Annotated in this window: 21 protein-coding genes; 5 read left to right on the top strand and 16 right to left on the bottom strand. The window is 68.2% G+C overall.

All coding sequences use genetic code 11. The annotated features are described in order from the left end of the window. Positions 1–146: 146 nt before the first annotated feature. The 3 genes from MPE_RS16225 (at position 147) to MPE_RS16215 (ending at position 5,064) form a co-directional block, all read left to right on the top strand. Positions 147–3,062: a ribonucleoside-diphosphate reductase subunit alpha gene (locus MPE_RS16225; protein WP_011830790.1), complete on the top strand. Its 2,916-nt coding sequence runs from the start codon at positions 147–149 to the stop codon at positions 3,060–3,062. 135 nt (positions 3,063–3,197) lie between these two features. Next, positions 3,198–4,409, top strand: a complete 1,212-nt coding sequence (locus MPE_RS16220) for a ribonucleotide-diphosphate reductase subunit beta (protein ID WP_011830789.1) — start codon at positions 3,198–3,200, stop codon at positions 4,407–4,409. Between the two features lie 217 nt (positions 4,410–4,626). Continuing rightward, a complete protein-coding gene (locus tag MPE_RS16215; protein ID WP_011830788.1) occupies positions 4,627–5,064 on the top strand; it encodes a histone H1-like DNA-binding protein in 438 nt (145 codons plus the stop codon). Positions 5,065–5,145: 81 nt separating this feature from the next. On the opposite strand, the gene MPE_RS16210 is transcribed toward MPE_RS16215, so the two are convergent. From MPE_RS16210 to mpl, 15 genes are all read right to left on the bottom strand, one after another. Continuing rightward, positions 5,146–5,523, bottom strand: a complete 378-nt coding sequence (locus tag MPE_RS16210; protein WP_148210973.1) for a hypothetical protein — start codon at positions 5,521–5,523, stop codon at positions 5,146–5,148. Positions 5,524–5,653: 130 nt separating this feature from the next. Continuing rightward, on the bottom strand, positions 5,654–6,559 hold the full coding sequence (locus MPE_RS16205) for a carbohydrate kinase family protein (RefSeq protein WP_011830786.1): 906 nt from the start codon (positions 6,557–6,559) through the stop codon (positions 5,654–5,656). A 57-nt stretch (positions 6,560–6,616) separates the two neighbouring features. Then, positions 6,617–7,744 (bottom strand): zinc-ribbon and DUF3426 domain-containing protein, encoded by a 1,128-nt coding sequence (locus MPE_RS16200; protein WP_011830785.1) that lies wholly within the window; start codon positions 7,742–7,744, stop codon positions 6,617–6,619. Positions 7,745–7,775: 31 nt separating this feature from the next. Further along, the gene (gene prmA / locus MPE_RS16195; RefSeq protein WP_011830784.1) at positions 7,776–8,678 is read right to left on the bottom strand and encodes a 50S ribosomal protein L11 methyltransferase; all 903 of its coding nucleotides are present in this window, start codon (positions 8,676–8,678) and stop codon (positions 7,776–7,778) included. Between the two features lie 16 nt (positions 8,679–8,694). Continuing rightward, positions 8,695–10,044 carry an acetyl-CoA carboxylase biotin carboxylase subunit gene (gene accC / locus MPE_RS16190; RefSeq protein ID WP_011830783.1) on the bottom strand — a complete coding sequence of 450 codons (1,350 nt, stop codon included), beginning with the start codon at positions 10,042–10,044 and terminating at the stop codon, positions 8,695–8,697. Positions 10,045–10,057: 13 nt separating this feature from the next. Further along, the gene (accB, locus tag MPE_RS16185) at positions 10,058–10,516 is read right to left on the bottom strand and encodes an acetyl-CoA carboxylase biotin carboxyl carrier protein (protein WP_011830782.1); all 459 of its coding nucleotides are present in this window, start codon (positions 10,514–10,516) and stop codon (positions 10,058–10,060) included. A gap of 80 nt (positions 10,517–10,596) precedes the next feature. After that, positions 10,597–11,046: a type II 3-dehydroquinate dehydratase gene (gene aroQ, locus MPE_RS16180; RefSeq protein ID WP_162467881.1), complete on the bottom strand. Its 450-nt coding sequence runs from the start codon at positions 11,044–11,046 to the stop codon at positions 10,597–10,599. A gap of 86 nt (positions 11,047–11,132) precedes the next feature. Next, positions 11,133–11,675, bottom strand: a complete 543-nt coding sequence (locus tag MPE_RS16175; RefSeq protein WP_011830780.1) for a TlpA family protein disulfide reductase — start codon at positions 11,673–11,675, stop codon at positions 11,133–11,135. Beyond that, the gene (locus tag MPE_RS16170; RefSeq protein ID WP_011830779.1) at positions 11,672–12,286 is read right to left on the bottom strand and encodes a hypothetical protein; all 615 of its coding nucleotides are present in this window, start codon (positions 12,284–12,286) and stop codon (positions 11,672–11,674) included. Before MPE_RS16170 ends, MPE_RS16175 begins: the two co-directional genes overlap by 4 nt. A gap of 34 nt (positions 12,287–12,320) precedes the next feature. Beyond that, complete coding sequence (locus MPE_RS16165) at positions 12,321–13,097, bottom strand: transglycosylase domain-containing protein (protein WP_011830778.1); 777 nt, start codon at positions 13,095–13,097, stop codon at positions 12,321–12,323. Then, positions 13,094–13,978, bottom strand: a complete 885-nt coding sequence (gene aroE / locus MPE_RS16160) for a shikimate dehydrogenase (RefSeq protein WP_011830777.1) — start codon at positions 13,976–13,978, stop codon at positions 13,094–13,096. Before aroE ends, MPE_RS16165 begins: the two co-directional genes overlap by 4 nt. Next, positions 13,975–14,865, bottom strand: coding sequence for an energy transducer TonB (locus MPE_RS16155; protein ID WP_011830776.1), 891 nt, complete (start codon positions 14,863–14,865; stop codon positions 13,975–13,977). Before MPE_RS16155 ends, aroE begins: the two co-directional genes overlap by 4 nt. Before the next feature lie 12 nt (positions 14,866–14,877). Next, positions 14,878–16,935 carry a ribonuclease catalytic domain-containing protein gene (locus tag MPE_RS16150; RefSeq protein WP_011830775.1) on the bottom strand — a complete coding sequence of 686 codons (2,058 nt, stop codon included), beginning with the start codon at positions 16,933–16,935 and terminating at the stop codon, positions 14,878–14,880. 34 nt (positions 16,936–16,969) lie between these two features. Then, the gene (locus tag MPE_RS16145; protein ID WP_011830774.1) at positions 16,970–17,566 is read right to left on the bottom strand and encodes a YqiA/YcfP family alpha/beta fold hydrolase; all 597 of its coding nucleotides are present in this window, start codon (positions 17,564–17,566) and stop codon (positions 16,970–16,972) included. After that, positions 17,563–18,912 carry a UDP-N-acetylmuramate:L-alanyl-gamma-D-glutamyl-meso-diaminopimelate ligase gene (gene mpl, locus MPE_RS16140; RefSeq protein WP_011830773.1) on the bottom strand — a complete coding sequence of 450 codons (1,350 nt, stop codon included), beginning with the start codon at positions 18,910–18,912 and terminating at the stop codon, positions 17,563–17,565. Before mpl ends, MPE_RS16145 begins: the two co-directional genes overlap by 4 nt. A 62-nt stretch (positions 18,913–18,974) precedes the next feature. Between mpl and MPE_RS16135 the strand changes: the two genes are divergently transcribed. Continuing rightward, positions 18,975–19,427, top strand: a complete 453-nt coding sequence (locus tag MPE_RS16135) for a hypothetical protein (protein WP_011830772.1) — start codon at positions 18,975–18,977, stop codon at positions 19,425–19,427. Positions 19,428–19,446: 19 nt separating this feature from the next. After that, positions 19,447–19,920: a DUF6152 family protein gene (locus tag MPE_RS16130; RefSeq protein ID WP_011830771.1), complete on the top strand. Its 474-nt coding sequence runs from the start codon at positions 19,447–19,449 to the stop codon at positions 19,918–19,920. Positions 19,921–19,936: 16 nt separating this feature from the next. On the opposite strand, the gene MPE_RS16125 is transcribed toward MPE_RS16130, so the two are convergent. Next, positions 19,937–20,767, bottom strand: coding sequence for a D-hexose-6-phosphate mutarotase (locus MPE_RS16125; RefSeq protein WP_011830770.1), 831 nt, complete (start codon positions 20,765–20,767; stop codon positions 19,937–19,939). Positions 20,768–20,773 lie beyond the last annotated feature (6 nt).

Raw genomic sequence — 20,773 nt, 5'->3', positions numbered from 1 at the left:
CACGATGGCGATCGGCAGTTCATGGCGCACCGTGTCCCGTGCACGCTGGTACCTCGAAGGCTGAACCCGGGCGATCACCCGCAGTCGAACCCCTTGCGCCGGCCCGTCGCAAACACCGTCATCTCATAAGAACCGAAAGGGACCTCATGCAATCCATCAGCTCCAGCGTTCCGGCCGCCGCTCTTGCCGGCGGCGCGCTCGCCGCCACCGCAGTTTCGCGGGCGGCTCCCGGCAGCTCGGCCTATGCCGGCTACCAGATCATCCGGCGCAACGGAGCGGTGGTGGCGTTCGAGCCGAACAAGATCGCCGTGGCCTTGATGAAGGCCTTCCTGGCCGTGCACGGCACGCAGGGTGCGGCCTCGGCCAGCGTCCGCGAGATGGTCGATGGTCTGACCGAATCGGTGGTGCGCGCGCTGCTGCGTTCACGTCCGGGCGGCGGCACCTTCCACATCGAGGACGTCCAGGATGCGGTTGAACTTGGGCTGATGCGCGGCGGGCACCACGAGATCGCCCGCGCCTATGTGCTGTACCGCGAGCGCCGCGCTCAGGAGCGCGCCAAGCAGGGCGCTGCGCCGGTGACGCCGGCCGTCGCACTGCACGTGATCGATCGCGGCCAGCGCGTGCCGCTCGACACCGGCCGGTTGCAGGCCCTGGTGGAATCGGCCTGTGCCAATCTCGGCAGCGAGGTGCAGGCTGCGCCGATCCTCGCCGAGACCCAGCGGAACCTGTACGACGGCGTGCCGATCGACGAGGTCTACAAGGCCGCCATCCTGGCCGCCCGCACGCTGATCGAGAAGGACCCGGCCTACACGCGGGCGACTGCGCGGCTGCTGCTGCACACCATCCGCCGCGAAATCCTCGGCGGCGAGGTGCTCCACGAGGAAATGCAGCAGCGCTATGCCGACTACTTCCCGGGCTTCATCAAGCAGGGTGTCGAGGCCGAACTGCTCGACGAGCGGCTGATGCAGTACGACCTGCGCCGCCTGGGCGAGGCGCTCAAGGCCGACCGCGACCTGCAGTTCGACTACCTCGGCCTGCAGACGCTGTACGACCGCTACTTCCTGCACGTTCGCAAGGCGCGCATCGAATTGCCGCAGGCCTTCTTCATGCGCGTGGCCATGGGCCTGGCGCTGAACGAGGTCGACCGCGAGGCGCGGGCAATCGAGTTCTACGAGGTGCTGTCGAGCTTCGACTTCATGTCGAGCACGCCGACGCTGTTCAACAGCGGCACGCGCCGCTCGCAGCTGTCGAGCTGCTACCTCACGACCGTGGCCGACGACCTGGACGGCATCTACGAGGCGATCAAGGAGAACGCGTTGCTCTCCAAGTTCGCCGGTGGTCTGGGCAACGACTGGACACCGGTGCGTGCGCTCGGCAGTCACATCAAGGGCACCAACGGCGAGTCGCAGGGCGTCGTGCCATTCCTGAAGGTCGTCAACGACACCGCGGTGGCCGTCAACCAGGGCGGCAAGCGCAAGGGGGCGGTCTGTGCCTACCTGGAAACCTGGCACCTCGACATCGAGGAGTTCCTGGAGCTGCGCAAGAACACCGGCGACGACCGCCGTCGCACCCACGACATGAACACCGCGAACTGGATCCCCGATCTGTTCATGCGGCGCGTCATCGAAGGCGGCGACTGGACGCTGTTCTCGCCGTCCACCTGCCCGGACCTGCATGACAAGTTCGGCATCGCTTTCGAGCAGGCGTACACCGCATACGAACAGAAGGCCGATCGAGGCGAGCTCAAGCTCTACAAGCGCGTGCCGGCCAAGGACCTGTGGCGCAAGATGCTGTCGATGCTGTTCGAGACCGGGCATCCGTGGATCACGTTCAAGGATGCCTGCAACGTCCGCTCGCCCCAGCAGCATGTCGGCGTGGTGCACTCTTCGAACCTGTGCACCGAGATCACGCTCAACACCAACGGCAGCGAGATCGCGGTCTGCAACCTCGGCTCGGTCAACCTCGCCCAGCACCTGATGCACGGCGCCGAGGGTCTGGAGATCGACCACGCCAAGCTGAGGAAGACGGTGTCGACGGCGATGCGCATGCTCGACAACGTGATCGACATCAACTACTACGCGGTCAAGAAGGCACGCGACTCCAATCTGCGCCACCGCCCGGTCGGCCTGGGCGTGATGGGCTTCCAGGACAGCCTCTACCAACTGCGCATTGCCTACGCTTCGCAGCAGGCGGTCGAGTACGCCGACCGTTCGATGGAGGCGGTGTGCTACCACGCCTATTGGGCCTCGACCGAACTGGCCGAGGAGCGCGGCCGCTATTCCAGTTACAAGGGTTCGCTGTGGGACCGCGGCATCCTGCCGATCGACAGCCTGGATCTGCTGGCCGAGCAGCGCGGCGGCTACGTCGACGTCGACCGTTCCACCTCGCTCGACTGGGACGCGCTGCGCGCGCGCATCCAGCAGCACGGCATGCGCAATTCCAACTGCGTGGCGATCGCTCCGACCGCGACCATCTCCAACATCATCGGCGTGGACGCGTCGATCGAGCCGTCGTTCAGCAACCTGTCGGTCAAGTCCAACCTGTCGGGCGAGTTCACGGTCATCAACGAGTACCTCGTGCGTGATCTGAAGAAGCTCGGTCTGTGGGACGACGTGATGGTGATGGACCTCAAGCACTTCGATGGTTCGCTGCGTCGCATCGACCGCGTGCCAGAGGAACTGAAGTCGCTCTACGCGACGGCCTTCGAGGTCGAGCCGACCTGGCTGGTCGAGGCGGCGGCACGCCGCCAGAAATGGATCGACCAGGCGCAGAGCCTCAACATCTACATGGCGGGCGCGTCCGGCAAGAAGCTCGACGACACCTACAAGCTCGCGTGGCAGCGTGGCCTGAAGACCACCTACTACCTGCGCACGGTGGGCGCGACGCATGCCGAGAAATCGACGGTGAAGGCGGGGCACCTGAATGCCGTGTCGAGCGGCAGCGGTGGTGTCGATGCCGTGGCTGCCGCAGCGCAAGCGCAGTTCGATGCTGCGAGCAGCGTGCCTGCCACCGACATGAAGTTCTGCGCGATCGACGACCCGACGTGCGAGGCCTGTCAGTGATTCGCCAATGCGTGTCGTGCGGTCGTGGTCGCCTGCAAGCGATGCACGACCGCAACAACTTCAGCGCTTCGATGTCAACAAGTGCTTGGTGTTTGAACACAACACTCCGATAATTCAGTTCACAGGAAGTACACCATGCTGGTTTGGGAAGACGACGCTCGTTCCGCCTCCACTGCGACGCATCACACTCCGCCCTCATCGCTGCGCGATGCACGGGCCACAGACCCGTCATCCCCGATTTCCTCGTCGCCCGCAACGCAGTCTGCTGCCTTGTTCGATGCGCCTCCGGCTGCGGCCCATGCCGTGAAGCCTTCGGCGGCAGCGGGCACGCGCCGCGTCAACGTGGCCGACAAGCGCATCATCAACGGCCAGACCGACGTCAACCAACTGGTGCCGTTCAAGTACAAGTGGGCGTGGGAGAAGTACCTCGCCACCTGTGCGAATCACTGGATGCCGCAAGAGGTCAACATGTCGCGCGACATCGCGACCTGGAAGGATCCGAACGGCTTGTCGGAAGACGAGCGCCGCATCATCAAGCGCAACCTCGGCTTCTTCGTGACCGCCGATTCGCTGGCCGCCAACAACATCGTGCTGGGCACCTACCGCCACATCACCGCGCCCGAGTGCCGGCAGTTCCTGTTGCGCCAAGCCTTCGAAGAAGCGATCCACACGCACGCCTACCAGTACATCGTCGAGTCGCTGGGCCTGGACGAGAGCGAGATCTTCAACGCCTACAACGAGGTCCAGTCGATCCGCGACAAGGACGAGTTCCTGATCCCCTTCATCGGCGCGATCATGGATCCGAACTTCCACACCGGCACGCTCGAGAACGATCGCACGCTGCTGAAATCGCTGATCGTCTTCGCCTGCCTGATGGAAGGTCTGTTCTTCTACGTCGGCTTCACGCAGATCCTCGCGCTCGGTCGGCAGAACAAGATGACGGGCGCGGCCGAGCAGTACCAATACATCCTGCGTGACGAGTCGATGCACTGCAACTTCGGCATCGACCTGATCAACCAGATCAAGCTCGAGAACCCCCAGCTGTGGACCGCCGAATTCAAGGCCGAGATCAAGGCCCTGTTCATGAAGGCCGTCGAACTGGAATACCGCTACGCCGAAGACACCATGCCGCGCGGCGTGCTCGGTCTGAACGCGTCCATGTTCAAGGGCTACCTGCGTTACATCGCGAACCGGCGCGCGACGCAGATCGGCCTGGAGGAGCTCTTCCCGAACGAGGAAAACCCGTTCCCGTGGATGAGTGAAATGATCGACCTGAAGAAGGAGCGCAATTTCTTCGAGACCCGCGTCATCGAGTACCAGTCCGGTGGCGCGCTCTCCTGGGATTGAAGCACCTCGTGCGCACGGCGCTCGGGCCCTGAAGAAGAAGGAAGACAACAAATCAAGATCTGTGGGTGAGACGTTAGCGACGCAGAAGCGCAACGCATTGCCCACGACCCCATTCACTGCACCGGAGCGTCTCTCCAAGGCAGCCCCATGGGCAGTGAATCGCTGTGCCGTATCGAGCGGCACAGTGCTCTTTGCAACTTGATCAAGGAGAATCGTGATGGCAACTGCGAAGAAACCGGCCGCTAAGAAGGCCCCGGCGAAGAAGGCTGCGGCCAAGAAGGCCCCGGCGAAGAAGGTCGCGGCCAAGAAGGCCCCGGCGAAGAAGGCTGCAGTCAAGAAGGCTCCGGCCAAGAAGGCGGCAGCGAAGAAGGCTCCGGCCAAGAAGGCGGCAGCGAAGAAGGCCCCGGCCAAGAAGGCGGCGGCGAAGAAGGCTCCGGCCAAGAAGGCGGCGGCGAAGAAGGCCCCTGCCAAGAAGGCCGCGGCGAAGAAGCCTGCCGCGAAGAAGGCCGCCAAGAAGCCGGCTGCGAAGAAAGCCGCGAAGAAGCCGGCTGCGAAGAAGGCTCCCGCCGCCCCTGCTGCGCCTGCAGCACCGGCAGCGAAGACCACGCTCAGCCCGCAAGCGGCTTGGCCTTTCCCGACGGGCACCAAGCCCTGAGCGATTGGCTCGACCAGTTGAAAGCCCGGCTTCGGCCGGGCTTTTTCATGGGCGCAGCAGCAGCGGCAGTACGCAGTCGGTCTAGAGAGGTTGCGTATCGGCGAAGCCGTTCGCAGGCAGGGCCGTCGCGAGTCGGCCGCGGTCGAGGTTCTCGGCAAGTTCCTGCTTGCGCGCGGCGGCATCGGCGGCCTTGTCGCGGGCTTCGCGCTGAACTGCACTCAGCGCCGGGCGTTCGGCCAGTTCCTTCTGCAACTGTGCGATCTGGCGTTTGGCCTGCGTTGCATTCTGGCCCGCGACGGCGCGGGCCTTCTCGAGGCGTTGCAGCACGGCACTCAACTGGCGTCGATACCACCAGGCGCACATCAGCCACGAAAGCGCGGCCAGCGCGAGCGCAGCGCCCATCAGCAGCAGCCAGTTCGTGAGAGTCATCGCACACTCCTTCGGCAGCCGCAGTTTCACCGGCCACTCAGCCTGATGCGAACGATAGCTGCTCGGCCGCCACTGCGTCCGTGAATCCATCTCGCGTGTCGCTGTCTCCGAGGGGCGCCGCTGCCTCACGACTGTGCATTACGGCACAGTCGATACCAATTCAGAGTCCGAGCGCGGCTCGATCGATGCGGTGGTTCTGCGGGCCGGCGCACGCAATCTTCAGCGCGCCGACGCGGTTTCCGAGTTCGGCGCAGCGCGCCAGGGGCCAGTCGCGCTCCAGTCCGTAGAGCAGCGCACCGCGGAAGGCGTCGCCGCAACCGGTCGGATCGACGATCGCCGTGGCGGCCACGCCAGGAACGCGCCGGACCTGCCCCTGCTCCCACACCTCGCAGCCGTCAGCGCCCAGTGTGACGAACAGGCCGCGCAAGTGGGAGCGCGACAGTTGTTCGAGGCTCAGGCCGGTGCGGTCACACAGCATCCTCGCCTCGTAGTCGTTCACCGCGACCCAACTCGCCTGCTCGACGAATCGGCGCAGTTCGGCGCCGTCGAACATCGGCAGGCCCTGGCCCGGATCGAAGATGAACGGAATGCCGGCCTCGTGCAGCTGCTGGGCATGCTCGATCATCGCGTCGCGGCCGTCCGGTGCCACGATCGCGAGCGTCAGGTCACCCCGTGGGGGCACCGCCGTGCGCTGTGCGAACTGCATCGCGCCGGGATGGAAGGCGGTGATCTGGTTGTTGTCCTGGTCGGTGATGATGATCGCCTGCGCCGTGTAGCTTTCATCGATGCGTTTGACCAGGGACGTGCTCACGCCCCAATCGCGCAGCCGCTGCAGGTAGCCGTCGCCGTCGGCGCCGAGCGTCGCCATCACCACCGGCGTGCCGCCCAGCTGCTGGTGGGTGTAGGCGATATTGCCGGCGCAACCGCCGAATTCGCGCTTCAGCGTGGGTACCAGGAAGGACACGTTGAGGATGTGGATCTGCTCAGGGAGGATCTGTTGCGCAAAGCGGCCGGGGAACATGGTGATGGTGTCGAACGCGAGCGAACCGCAGATCAGGGCCGGCATGGCAACTCCGAGACGAGGAAGAATAAAAGGGCGGTCGATCGGCGACGAGCGAGGGGCTCAGGGATAGAACAGCTCGACCGTGTAGCCACTGATGCGTGCGCCGCGCGCCGTCAGCAGTGCTTGCAACTGACTTTCCGATCCGGGGGCGAGCGCCACGCCGGGCACTGAACCGCCCGTGGCGGTGCGGAAATCGGCCGGCGCCAGCGCGCGCCGCGAGACCAGGGTGCCGCTGTTGTCGGTCACACTGAGATCGACCGACGGCAGGGCGATATCCACCTGGCCCCGGTTGTGCAGCGTCAGGCTCAGCCGGTAGGCATCACTGCCTTCCACCTGCGTCAGCCCACTCGATTCGACGGTGATGGCCGCAAGGCGCCGCAGCGGCTCGATGCGGCAGTCCAGCACCTCGCACAGCGTTTCCAGTGTCGGCCGCGCCTGCGGCCATTGTGCCGCGAAGGCGTCGCGGTACTGCACAGCGATCTGGGTGAGCAGCGTGCCGATCAGCAGTGCCGCAGCCACGACGAGCGAGGCGCGCACCCGCGGGCGGCGCCAGCGCGCCGCATCCTCGGCCTGGCGCAGGAAGCCTGGGGTGCCGGCAACGGCCGGCGCAGCGGGCGGCGGCATCGCCGCCTCGTCCCCGATCGGCGCCTCCAGCAGCGAACTCATCGCGGCCGCCTGTCGCGCGGCACGGCTGTCGCGCCAGCGCTGCAGCAATGGCGTGGACGGCGGCGCGCTCTTGGGGCTGGCTGGCGGCAGCGCATCGACGGGATCTTCGGTCGCGTCCGGTTCCAGTGCCGCGGCGTCGGGCGGGAACTCGCTCGGAAAGCGGGCATCGGCGAAATCGGGGTGCTCGTCCGAGCGGCTGTCGTCGGACTGCGGCGCGAAGAAGCGCGACTCGATCGCGTCATGCTCCTGGGTCGCGGGCATGGCCGGCAGTGCGCCGTGTTCGCTGTTGCCGGGGTGATGGCTCGCAACGAACTCGGCCATGCCCTCGACCACCGACTGCGTAGCGCCGGCCTTCGGGATACGCTGCGGCGGTGCCTCGCGCTCCAGATCGAACAGGCCTTCGAGCGCGTTGAAGGTGTCCTGGCAGCGGCCGCAGCGCACCCAGCCTTCCGAGACCTTGAGCTGGTCCTGCACGACACGGAAGATCGTGCCGCAGGCGGTGCAGCGGGTGGCCAGGCTCATGCTGCGAATGATGCCATCGCGCAGGCCCCTCTCAGGCGGCGCGGCGGGCGGTCATCAGGATCCAGCCGTCTTCGCGATCGCTGACCTCGAGCGCCAGCCATGGCGCATAGGCGGCCTGCAGCTCGGCGGCCTGGCGCTCCAGGATGCCGGCCAGCACGAGGTGGCCGCCCGCGGCGACATGGGCGCTGAGCAGCGGTGCCAGCAGCTTCAACGGTGTGGCCAGGATGTTGGCCAGCACCAGCGGATAGGCGGCCGACGGGCTGCCGGCGCGTTCGGGCAGCCCGGCTTCGAGCGTCACGCCATTGGCATGTGCGTTGTCCCGAGTCGACTGGATCGCCGCCGGGTCGATGTCGACCGCGTCGATCGGCGCGGCCCCGAACAGTGCGGCACCGATGGCAAGGATGCCCGAGCCGCAGCCATAGTCGAGAACGCGCCGGCCGCGCACCGCAGCCTCGTGCGTGGCGATCCAGCGCAGACACATGCGCGTCGTCGGATGCGTGCCGGTGCCGAAGGCGAGGCCAGGGTCGAGCCGTATCACCTGCGTCGCCGCGGCCGGCGCCTCATGCCATGACGGCACGATCCAGAAGGTCGGCGTGATCTCGACCGGCGCGAACTGCGACTGCGTCAATCGCACCCAGTCCTGTTCGGGCACCGGCTGCAGCGAGTGCACCTGTAGATCGGCCGCCCACTCCTGAGCCAGCAACAGCGTCGCCGCATCGGTCGCGCTGGACTCGTCCGGAAACAGGGCGCGCAGCGTCGAGCGCTGCCAACCGGCCTTCGGTGCAGGCATGTCGGGTTCACCGAACAACGCCTGCTCGGACGGTGTGTCGGCGTCCGCGTCTTCGACCGAGATGCTCAGCGCTTCGAGTTCCATCAGCGCGTCCGACACTGACTCGACCTGCTCCTCGCGGGCGAGCAGCACCAGCTCGAACATGCTCGTGTCTGCCACGTCAGCGCTTGCGCTGGGCCATCCAGCCTTCGAGGTAATGGATGCTCGTGCCGCCCTCGACGAATTTCGCGTCGACCACCAACTCGCGGTGCAGCGGCGTGTTGGTCTGGATCCCTTCGATCACCGTCTCCAGCAGCGCCGTGCGCATGCGGGCCAAGGCCTGCTCGCGGGTGTCGCCGTGAGTGATGATCTTGCCGATCATCGAGTCGTAGTTCGGCGGCACGAAGTAGTTGGTGTATGCGTGCGAATCGACCCGCACGCCGGGGCCGCCCGGCGGATGCCACATCGTGATGCGGCCCGGTGACGGCGTGAACTTGTAAGGGTCCTCGGCGTTGATGCGGCACTCGATCGCGTGGCCCCGCATCTCGATCTGGCGTTGCGTGAACGGAAGCTTCTCGCCGGCGGCGATCTTGATCTGCATCTGCACGATGTCGACGCCGGTCACGAGCTCGGTCACCGGGTGCTCGACCTGCACGCGGGTGTTCATCTCGATGAAGTAGAACTCGCCGTTTTCGTACAGGAACTCGAAGGTACCGGCGCCCCGATAGCCGATCTTCTTGCAGGCGGCGACGCAGCGTTCGCCGATGCGCTCGATCACGCGCCGCGGGATGCCGGGCGCCGGAGCTTCCTCGATGATCTTCTGGTGGCGACGCTGCATCGAGCAGTCGCGCTCGCCCAGCCACACCGCGTTGCGGTGGGTGTCGGCCAGCACCTGGATCTCGATGTGGCGCGGATTCTCGAGGAACTTCTCCATGTAGACGGTCGGGTTGCCGAAGGCCGCGCCGGCCTCGGCGCGCGTCGTCTGCACCGCGTGGATCAGCGCCGCCTCGGTGTGCACCACCCGCATGCCGCGTCCGCCGCCACCACCGGCGGCCTTGATGATGACCGGGTAGCCGATCGCGCGCGCCTGGCGGATGATCTCCTTCGGGTCGTCCGGCAACGCGCCCTCGGCGCCCGGCACCGTGGGCACGCCCGACTTGATCATGGCCTGCTTGGCAGCCACCTTGTCGCCCATCACGCGGATCGACTCCGGCGTCGGGCCGATGAAGGTGAAGCCGCTCTGTTGCACGCGCTCGGCGAAGTCGGCGTTCTCACTGAGGAAGCCGTAGCCGGGGTGGATGGCCTCGGCATCCGTCACCTCGGCGGCGGCGATGATGGCCGGCATGTTGAGATAGCTCTGCGCCGAGGCCGGCGGGCCGATGCAGACCGCCTCGTCGGCGAGCTTCACGTACTTGGCGTCGCGGTCGGCCTCCGAGTAGACGATGACGGCGCGCACGCCGAGCTCGCGGCAGGCTCTCTGGATGCGGAGGGCGATCTCGCCTCGGTTGGCGATCAGGATCTTCTTGAACATCGAGTGCTCTGCCTCACTCGATGATGAACAGCGGCTGCCCGAACTCGACCGCCTGCCCGTTCTCGCAGAGGATCTTGGTGACCGTGCCCGACTTGTCGGCCTCGATCTCGTTCATGATCTTCATCGCCTCGATGATGCAGATCGGCTCGCCTTCCTTGATCTCCTGGCCGACCTCGGCGAAGGCCTTGGCGCCCGGGCTCGACGAGCGGTAGAAGGTGCCGACCATCGGTGACTTCACGCTGTGTCCGGTCGGCGCGGCGGGCTCCGGCGCAGCCGCCGCCGGTGCCGGCGCGGCGGCGACCGCCGCGACCGCGGGGGGGGCCACGGGCGCCGCCACCGGCGCGGCCACAACCGTCGCCACCGGCGCGCTCTTGACGATGCGCACCTTGCCGTCGGCCTCGGTGATCTCCAGTTCGGAGACGTTGGACTCCGACACCAGGTCGATCAGCGTCTTCAGTTTGCGCAGGTCCATGGATTTCTCTCTCCAACGAATGTCGTTATGGTTTCTTCAAACCGGGCCTGCGCGGCGGTGTACCGCGGCAGGGCCACCGCTCAGTTGTGTGTGCCGTCGAGCCGTTCGAGCGCGAACTCCAGCGCCAGGCGGTAGCCGCTGGCGCCCAGACCGACGATCACTCCTTCGGCCAACTCCGAGAAATAGGAATGGTGACGGAAGGCCTCGCGGCGGTGCACGTTCGACAGGTGCACCTCGATGAAGGGCAGGGCCACCGCGGCGAGCGCATCGCGCAACGCGACGCTGGTGTGCGTGAAGGCGGCCGGGTTGATCAGGATGAAGCGGGTGCCGTCGCTGCGCGCCTCCTGTACCCGATCGACCAGTGCGCCCTCGTGGTTGCTCTGGAAGCTCGCCAATCCGAACCCGGCCTCGCCCGCGCGGCGCAGCAGGGCCGCGTCGATCTCGGCCAGCGTGGTGGCGCCGTAGACCGCCGGTTCGCGGCTGCCGAGCAGGTTGAGATTGGGTCCATGAAGGACGAGTATTTCCATCAGATGCGAGTTCGATGCCGGCAGATCCCCCGGCGAAGCCGCGACTTTACGCGCAAACGGGGCGATGGTCGATCACGAAGCGGGCGTGCTCAGCCCAGCTCCCGCGCCCAGGCGGCGAGGTCTTCGTAGCGGGTCTCGCCCAGCTTGCGCTGCACCGGCCGGCCGCTCGCATCGAAGGCCACGGTGAAGGGCAGGCCGCCCTGTTCGTTGCCCAGTTGGCGCGACAGTTCGCTGCCTTCGAAGCCGGCCAGCCCGATCGGAAAACCCAGCTTCAGGCGACCCAGGAACTCGCGGACCGGGGTCGGCCCGTCGACGGCCAGGCCGACAACTTGCCAGCCTTTGGACTGGAAATCACGATGAAAGCGATCAATTTCCGGCAATTCTCGGACGCAGGGTGCGCACCATGTGGCCCAGAAATTGATCAGCAGCGGCTTGCCGCGCAGGCTCTGCATCGCCAGCGTACCGCCCTCGGGGCGGTCGAAACTCGACGCCCACAGCGCCGTGACGGTCGGGTCGAGCGCCGGTGCCTGCTGCCGCAGCGCCAGCCACACCCCGGCGGCTACGCCGGCCCCCGCTCCCAGGCCGAAGACCAGTCGGCGGCGGCGTGCCGAAGCGATGGGGGGGGGATTCATCGGGCGTCCTTCGTCATCAATTGGCGCAGTGCTGCGGCATCGCCGCGGGCACTGCGGCCGTGGGCGTCGCGCTTGAGCGCGCCGCGGAGGTCGTTGTGGTCCAGGATGCTGAGATGTACCGTGACCGATTCATTCAACGTGGCGCAGGGCTGGGCCAGGCTCAGTACGTCGATGGTGCGCCCGTTCGGGCTCCGGGTGCTGCCGACGTCGTAGCCGATGCCGGCATTGAGCAGCGCGATCTCGGCCGCCTTCGAATCGTCGCAGTAGAGCTGCAGGTGCACGTCGTTCAGCCGGGTGGCGGTGCCGCGCCAGACCGCGCCGCTCAGGTGCGGGCGGAACTCGGCCAGCCGCTCCATCCAGCCCAGTGCCACTTCGCGCAGGGCCGCCAGTTCGCGCGGTTGGGTCTCGGCGCAGAACAGTTCGATGTAAGTGCGGACTTCGTATTCAAGCAAGTCGTTGTCGGGCAAGTCTCGCGCCGGCAGGCCACGGTGGCCGAGCAGCTTCAGGGCCCGCTGTTTGGCCGGCCCGTATTCGAGTCCTTCTTCGACGACGAGCCGGGCCGCGGTCGCGGCGATCTCGGCACTGAGCGCGGACGGGGCGGAAGAGGGCATGGCACGGGTTGGAGCGGAGAGCCGGGGTCCCGGTTCAGGGCAGTTCGACCGCCGACATGCGCGACACGATGGTCGCAGCGCGACCGCTGACATAGGCCGAGCCGGGGCGCTTCTCGAAGCGCTTGGGGGCCGGCAGCATCACGGCCAGGCGAGCTGCCTGCATCGCGCTCAGCTGGCCGGCATCGACGCGGAAATAGTGGCGGGACGCAGCCTGCGCGCCGAACACACCTTCGCCCCACTCGACGTTGTTCAGGTAGATCGCCAGGATGCGTTCCTTGTCGAGCAGCGCCTCGAGCATGAAGGTGATGACGAATTCCTGCCCCTTGCGGGCAAGGCTGCGCTCGCCCGACAGGAACAGGTTCTTCGCAAGCTGTTGGCTGATGGTCGAGCCGCCGACGATCTTCGCCACCGGGGCCGGGCGGGGCGGCGCCGACCGGGCGTTGGCCGCCCGCCGCTGCTGCTGGCTCTCGAGCTGTGCCTGCAGCTTCTCGGCGCGTGCCTCGGCGCGCTGGTTGCGCTCCCAGGCCTTCTCGATCGCTTCCCAGTCCACGCCGCCGTGGTCGGTGAAGCTGGCGTCTTCCGACGCGATCACCGCCCGCTTGAGTGTTGCGGCGATGCGCTCGTAGGGTTGCCAGCGCTGAGACCACAGGACCTCGTGGCGCTCGGTCGCCAGGCGCCAGATCTCGCTGCGCTGGAAGGTGGTGGACTCGGGATCGACGAAACGCATCATCGCGATGCGGAGCACGAACACCCCTTGCAAGGCGATGGCGCTGAGGGCCAGCAGCACCAGCCAGCGGACCAGGCGCTTCATGTGTCGGCCCCTTCGATGACGGCACGCAATTCGGCCAGCACGGCCGGCGTCGGCGGGCGCACGCCGCGCCAGAACCAGAACGACTCTGCTGCCTGCTCGACCAGCATGCCCAGGCCGTCACGGCCGTGTGCGCCGTGCGCCGCCGCCCAGCGCAGAAAGCCCTGCGCTGCGGGCCCGTACATCATGTCCAGGGCCAGTGCGCCGGGGCGCAGCACGCGCGCGGTGACCGGCACCGTGGCCCCGGCGAGGCTGGCGGCGGTGGCGTTGACGACGATGTCGTAGCCGTCGCCGCAGTCGTCCAGCGCGGCCGCCTCGAGCGTCACGCCATGCAGCGCCGCCAGCGCCGCATGGCGCTCGACCAGCGTGCGGGCCCTGTCGGGCGAGCGATTCGCCAGCACCAGCCGTTGCGGCCCGGTCTCGAGGAGCGGCCCCAGCACGCCGGCCGCCGCGCCGCCGGCGCCGACCAGCAGCAGTGTGGCGCCTTGCAACGCAACGCCGGCATGGACCGTGATGTCGCGCACCAGCCCGGCGCCGTCGGTGTTGTCGGCCTGCCAGCCTTCGGCATCGAAGCGCAGGGTGTTGGCCGCCTGGGCCAGTGCGGCGCGCGGTGTGAGCTGCGCGGCGAGCGCGACGGCCTCGAACTTGAATGGCACCGTGACGTTGCAGCCGCGCGCCGGCCCGAGCCCGGTGCCGGTCGATGCCGCAAAGGCGCTCACGGTGGCGGCGAAGCCATCGAGCGGGCAAGGCAGCCGGCCGTAGTCGATCGGCTCTCCCGTCAGCGCGGCGAATCGCGCATGAATGAACGGTGAGCGGCTGTGCTCGACCGGGTGGCCGGCGACCGCGTAGCGATCGCGGGCCGCGGCGTCCGCGCGGTCCTTCATTGCGGCGACGACTGCAGGAGCCGCGTCTCGAAGCCCTCGTCTCGCGTGAAGCGGAAGCGCGACACGACGACGATCTGGTCGGCCTGCTTGCGCATCGCGTCGGTGAAGGGGCCGAACGGCGATGCCGCGCGCACGATGGCCTGAGCGCGACGATCGAGCGTGCGCTGGCCCGAGCTCTGGACGATCTCCGTGTCGAGCACCTGGCCGAGCGCGTCGACGGTGACGATCATCGTCAGCTCGCCGTAGAGCTTGCGGCCCTTGTCCTCGGGGAAGTTCAGGGTGCCGCGTTCCTCGATCTTGCGGCGCAGCACGTCGTAGTAGACGGCGTACACCGCCTCGCTGGTCGACGGGCTCACGTAGCGCTTCTTCGGACGGGCATTGGCGTCGTTGATGCGCTTCTCGATCTCGGCCAGCATCTGCAGCATCTGCTGGCGCTGTTCGGCCTGGGCGCGGGCGTCCGGGCTCCCCTCGTCGCGTTGCGGGTCGGGCGGCGGCAGGCGCGCCAGCTCGCGGCGGATCTGCGCCAGCAGCTGCATCTGCTGCTCCTGCAGCGACTGGATCTGCTGGCGCGCGTCTTCCAGCGAATCGCCGACCTCGGTCAGGGCGGACGGTGGCAGCGGCGAGGTGGCGCGGCCGGCCTGGGCCTCGCCGCCGCCCGCCAGCGCGGCCTGTGCGATCGCCTGCGCCTTCAGCGGCGGCTCGGTCGAGCGCGCGTTGACCAGGATGACCTCGAGCGGCGTGTCCTTGAACACGCGGTTGAAGCCTTCCGGATCGACGAAGCGCACCGTCAGCAGCACCGCGTGAACACCGAAGGAGATCAGCAGCGCGACGTGCAGTGCGGTGAGTCGCCGGAGGCGCTCTGCCCAGCGTTGCGGAATCAGCTTCATGCGTCGGGCATCCTAGGCGGCGCCGGAGGGGGCCGGGTCGGCGGCATTGTCGCCATCCTGCAGGTCGATCGCCAGCGCGAGCGGCGCGGCGGCCTCGGCCGCTTCGTCGGCCTCCTCGGCATCGACCGGCGCATCGTCGGCCGGCGTCGCCGGATCGTCGAGCCGGGCGACGAGGCTGGCGTGCAACTCCAGCGTGAGCAGGTCGGCCCCTGTGATGCGCACGCGCACCCGCGCTCCGCGCGGCAGCGACTCGCAGCCGAGGGCCCGGAACACCAGCGGCAGCGTGTCGGCGCGGACCAGCCCGTCCTTCATCACCGCGGCCTCCAGCTCGGTCAGGCCCGCCTGCTCGAGGTGACGCATCGTCCAGTAGCGTTCCAGCCCGTTCTGGAACTGGTTGTAGGCCGTGTACGCGGCGTCGAAGCCCGAGATGACCGAGAACAGCTCGGCGTCCTTGGGCTTGAACGGTGCGGCCAGCGCCGCGGTGCGGCCGTGCCGCGCGCAGGCAATGATCTGCCACTGGTTGACCAGGTCCACGTAGCGCCGCAACGGGGAAGTGGCCCAGGTGTACTGCTTGACGCCCATGCCGGCATGCGGCGCCGGCTTGGTGCCCATGCGCACCTTGATGCCCGGCGCCATGCTGGCCTGGCTGCGGTAGATGCCGGGCACGCCACATTCGGCGATCCAGCCGCCCCAGTGGCTGTTGGCGAGGATCATCGCCTCGGCGACGATCAGGTCCAGCGGCGAACCGCGTTTGCGTTCGGTGATGACGACCGTCTCGCTGCCGTCGGGCTCGCCGGCGTCTCCTCCGTCGAGCCTGAAGTTGTAGTCCGGCCGGTTGAAGTTCTCGGGCTTGCCGCGCACCAGCTCGCGCTGCGCCTTCAGATGCCGGGCCAGGCGGAAAGCGAACGCGAGCTCGGGCGCGAAGGCGTAGCCGGCCGGCGCCTCGCCGGCCAGCGAGGCTTCGGTGACCACCGCGTCGAGCTGGTCGTGGCGCAGGTTCGCGGCAATGTGCACCTGTTCGAGCTTCGTTTCCACCGCCTTCACGGTCAGCGACGCCGCGTCGAGACTGAAGTACACCGACACCGCCGGGCAGTCGCGCCCTTCGAGCAGCGTGTAGCTCTGCACCACCTCATCGGGCAGCATGGTCAGCTTGTGGCCCGGCATGTAGACGGTGGACCAGCGCGTGCGTGCCACCTGGTCGACGGCCGAACCCGGCTGGATGGCCAGGCCCGGCGCGGCGATGTGCACGCCGAACACGATGGTGTCGCTGCCCAGCCCCTGCACCGACAGCGCATCGTCGATCTCGGTGGTGCTCGAATCGTCGATCGAGAAAGCCTGCACCGCGGCCAGCGGCAGATCGTTCTTGATCGGCGGCGCCTGCAGCGGCGGGAAGGCCGTGCCCTTGGGGAAGAACTCGAACAGGAAGCGCTTCCAGTGGAACTGGTAGGGGCTCGTGATCGCGCCGGCGTCCTTCAGCAGGTCGAGCGGCGCCTTGTGCGAACGCTTCGCGGCCTCGACCACGGCCTTGTACTCGGGGCCGTTCTTGTCGGGCTTGAACAGGATGCGGTAGAGCTGCTCGGAGATCGGCGCCGGGCAGTGGCCGCCGGCCAGCTTGACCGCCCAGGACTCGATCTGCGCGGCCTGCTGCGCCTTGCGCTCGATCGCCACCAGGGCCTGCTTCAGGATGTCTTCCGGCGCCTTGCGGAAGCGTCCCTTGCCGCGCCGGTGGAAGTAGTGCGGCGCATCGAACAACCGCAACAGCGTGGCCGCGCGCTGCGGTGCGTCGGGCTGGGCATTGAAGTACTCGCGAGCAATGTCGTCGAAGCCGAACTCCTCGTCCGGCGCGACCTCCCAGATCAGGTCGAGGTCGATCTCGCCCGACAGGCTGTGCGCCTGCGCCAGCAGCTCGGCTGGCGCAGGTTTCGCAAAACGCAGCAGCGCGTTGGCGCTCTTGACCTTGACGCGCTTGCCGGAATCGAGCTCCACCTGCAGCGAGCTCTCGGCCTCGGACATCACACGGCCGGCGAGGAACTTGCCGGCTTCTTCGAACAGGGCGTAGGTATCGGACATATCGGGGCGGATTGTCCCATCCGCCAATGCGCGGTCAGCCCAGGTCGAGAAAGCCCAACAGATCCGGGAGGTGGTCGTCGAAGTCGCTCAGCGCGTGGTCGCCGCCCTCCAGCAGCTTGATGCGGGCGCCGGCGTAGCGGGCCGTCATGTCGCGCCAGTCGAGCACCTCGTCGCCCTTCGCGATGACGGCGAGGTAGCGCGCCGGATCGCGCAGGCGCGGCGGCCGCATCACCCGCAGCTCCTCGACGTGGGCCGCGGTGAACTCGAAGCGCAGGGCCGGGTCGTGCCAGCCGGTCTGCTCGCCGATCTGGCCGGCCAGCGTGTCGGCCGGGTCGACGGCCGGATTGAGCACGACCGCGCGGCAACCGCGCTGCTCGGCCAGCACGGTGGCATAGAAGCCGCCCAGGGAACTGCCGATCGCCGCCATGCGATCGGACGGCCAGTCATGGGTCAGCGAATCGATCAGCGCCTTTGCCGCGGCCGGCGACGGCGGGAGTTGGGGACAGCACCACACCAGGGAGTGGCCCGCGTCCTGCAGCCGGGTGACCTCGGCCGCCACGCGCTGCGCCTTGGCCGAACCGGGCGAGGAGCGGAAGCCATGCAGGTAGAGCAGATGCGACGGCGGCTTCATCGCGCGAGCGCGGCGAGCAGCTTGTCGTGGATGCCGCCAAAGCTGCCGTTGCTCATGCACAGCACGTGATCGCCGCTGCGCGCCGCCTGGACCACGCGCTGGACCAGCGCGTCGATCGAGTCGCCGACGACCGCGCGGTCGCCCAGTGGCGCCAGCGCCTCGCCGGCGTTCCAGCCCAGGCCGCCGCTGTGGCAGAAGGCCAGGTCGGCCTCCTCCAGCGCCCACGGCAGCTGGGCCTTCATCGCGCCGAGCTTCATGGTGTTGGACCGCGGCTCGAACACGGCCAAGATGCGCTGCTCGCCGATCCGGCGCCGCAAGCCGTCGATGGTGGTGCGCATGGCCGTCGGGTGGTGAGCGAAATCGTCGTAGACCTTGATGCCGCGGACCTCGCCGCGCAGCTCGAGCCGGCGCTTCACGTTCGCGAAGCCGGCCAGCGCGCGGGCTGCGTCGGCCGGCGCGACGCCGACATGTTCTGCCGCCGCGATGGCGGCGAGCGCATTGAGCTGGTTGTGCTCACCCAGCAGCGCCCACTCCACGCGGCCGACCTGCACGCCGGACTTCAGCACGTCGAAGCTGTGCGGCTCGCCGCGGGCCCGGAAGCCGGGCACGTCGCCGCGCACGCCGAAGCGCTGGACGTCGCTCCAGCAGCCGCGCTCGAGCACGCGCGCCAGGCTTTCCTCGCGCGCGTTGACGATCACGCGTCCACTGGCCGGCACCGTGCGCAGCAGGTGGTGGAACTGGGTCTCGATGGCCGCCAGGTCCGCGAAGATGTCGGCGTGGTCGAACTCCAGGTTGTTCAGGACCGCGGTGCGCGGCCGATAGTGCACGAACTTGCTGCGCTTGTCGAAGAACGCGGTGTCGTATTCGTCGGCTTCGATCACGAAGGGCTGGCCCTCGCCCAGCCGTGCGCTGACCTCGAAGTTCTGCGGCACGCCGCCGACCAGGAAGCCGGGCCGGCGCTCGTTGTTCTCCAGGATCCAGGCCAGCATCGAGGTTGTGGTGGTCTTGCCGTGCGTGCCGGCGACCGCCAGCACATGTCGCCCCTGCAGCACGTGCTCGGCCAGCCATTGCGGTCCGCTGGTGTAGGGCAGGCCGGCGTCGAGGATCGCCTCCATCAGCGCGTTGCCGCGCGAGACCACGTTGCCGATCACGTACAGGTCGGGCTTCAGCGCGAGCTGCTGCACGTCCCAGCCCTCGATCAGCTCGATGCCCAGCGCGCGGAGCTGGTCGCTCATCGGCGGGTAGACGTTGGCATCGCAGCCGGTGACCCGGTGCCCGGCCTCGCGAGCCAGTGCGGCCAGGCCGCCCATGAAGGTGCCGCAGATGCCGAGGATGTGAATGTGCATGGCCGATCATTCTAGGGACGCGGGTTGCCGCGGCGACCGCCGAGACTGCTACCTTCTGCGACATGGAAGCACAAGCCGTTCCACTCGTGCTGCCGGCCTGGACCTGGCTGGCCCAGCACCCCTGGCTGTACCCGGCGCTCGAGGCCGTGCACCTGTGCGGCATCGCGCTGCTGTTCGGCAGCCTGGTGGTGTTCGAGCTGCGCCTGTGGGGCGCCGCGCCGGCCCTGAGCGTGCCGGCGCTGGCGCGGCTCGCGCTGCCGGTCACGCTGCTGGGCTTCAGCGTGGCGGCCGTGTCCGGTGCGCTGATGTTCAGCAGCCAGCCGGGCGACCTGCTGGCGAACCGCTACTTCACGCTGAAGATGGCGCTGCTGCTGGCGGCCGGCAGCAATGCGGCGATCTTCCATGCCCGCGGCAGCCTGCACCGGTTCGATGTCTGGGCGCGCGCGCAGACCGTGCTGTCGCTGGGGCTATGGATCGCCGTCATCATCTGCGGTCGCTGGATCGCCTACGCCTGAGGCCGGAAAGGAGAAGCCGATGAAACGTCGCCACCTGATGCTCGCCGCGTGCGCCGGCGCGGTGCTGCCGCTGCGGGGGCAGGCCCACCACGGCTGGAGCCGCTTCGACCAGGGCCGCCCGATCTACCTCGAGGGGCGCGCGGTCCGGGTCGCTTGGCGCAACCCGCACGTGGAACTCGACCTGGAGGTAGCGTCCGACCTGCGCCTGCCTGCCGACTTGGCAAAGCGCCCGCTGCCCGCGCAGAGCGCCCAGGTCGACGGGCCCGGGCTGCTGGCCGCGGCGGTGCTGCCGACGCGCAAGGACCGGCTGTGGCATGTGGAACTCGCACCGCTGACGCGCATGGAGGCCTGGAAGGTCGCCGAAATCCGACCCGGTACCTCACTGGCCCTGCTGGGCTTCACCTTCGGTGGCGAACAGGGCGAGGCCGTGCTGCGGGCCGAGTATCTGTTCGTGGCCGGGCAGGCCTACGGCCTGCGGTCGTCGCCGGCCTGAGTACGAACCGGCGAACTCAGGCCTGCAGGGTCTGTCGAGCGAACCACTCCTGGCCCGCGGCCAGCGGCACGGGCCGGCCGATGCAGGCGGTCTCGATGCACAGCATCTGCAGCCAGTCGTCGTCGGGCAGGTCGGCCATCGCTGCCGCCTTCTCGGCGCCGGGGTTCCAGAGCACGCGGTCCGGGAAGCCTTCCGCGCTGATGGAGACGCGCCGCTGCGGCGCCTGCAGCACCACCGGCGACACGACGTTCCAGTAGATGCGATCGATTTCGCCGACGATCGCCTGCGGCTCGATCTCCTGGCGGTGCGTTGTGCCGCGCAGGCTGTCCTCGAAGTCACCGCCCAGCAGCCCCGAGACGCGGGCCTCGCGCACGTCGTCGCAGCGCAGGTAGGTGTGCAGCGCGGCGGTGAACTCGAAGGCCCGATCGCCGGTGTTCAGCACGGCCAGTTCCATCTCCAGCGCGCGACCCGACAGGCTGACGGTCAGTTCGGCCTCGAACGCGTGGGGCCACACCGCGCGGGTGGCGTCGGTATCGGTCAGGCTCAGCACCGCCTGGGTGTGCTGGCGCTGCGGGCCGTGCTCGACCAGCGTCCACGCGCGATCGCGTGCGAACCCATGGCGCGGCAAGGGCCCGCGGCGTTCGAACTGCGGAAAGATCACCGGGATGCCGCCCCGCACTGCCTGGCCGGGGCCGGCCTGCGCCCGTGGTGAGAGATAGAGCTGCTCCGGCAGGCCCGCAGGTCGCCACGACACCACATGGGCACCGTGCAGCAGCACCGTCGCCTCGGCGCCGTCCGCGGTCCGCAGGACCACAGCCGCCTGGCCGAGCACCTCGGTCATCGCCATGCGGGC

It is taken from the genome of Methylibium petroleiphilum PM1, assembly GCF_000015725.1.
Taxonomy (GTDB): Bacteria; Pseudomonadota; Gammaproteobacteria; order Burkholderiales; family Burkholderiaceae_C; genus Methylibium; species Methylibium petroleiphilum.
Note: the sequence above shows the minus strand (reverse complement) of the source record. Positions and strands in the feature narration are given on the sequence as shown.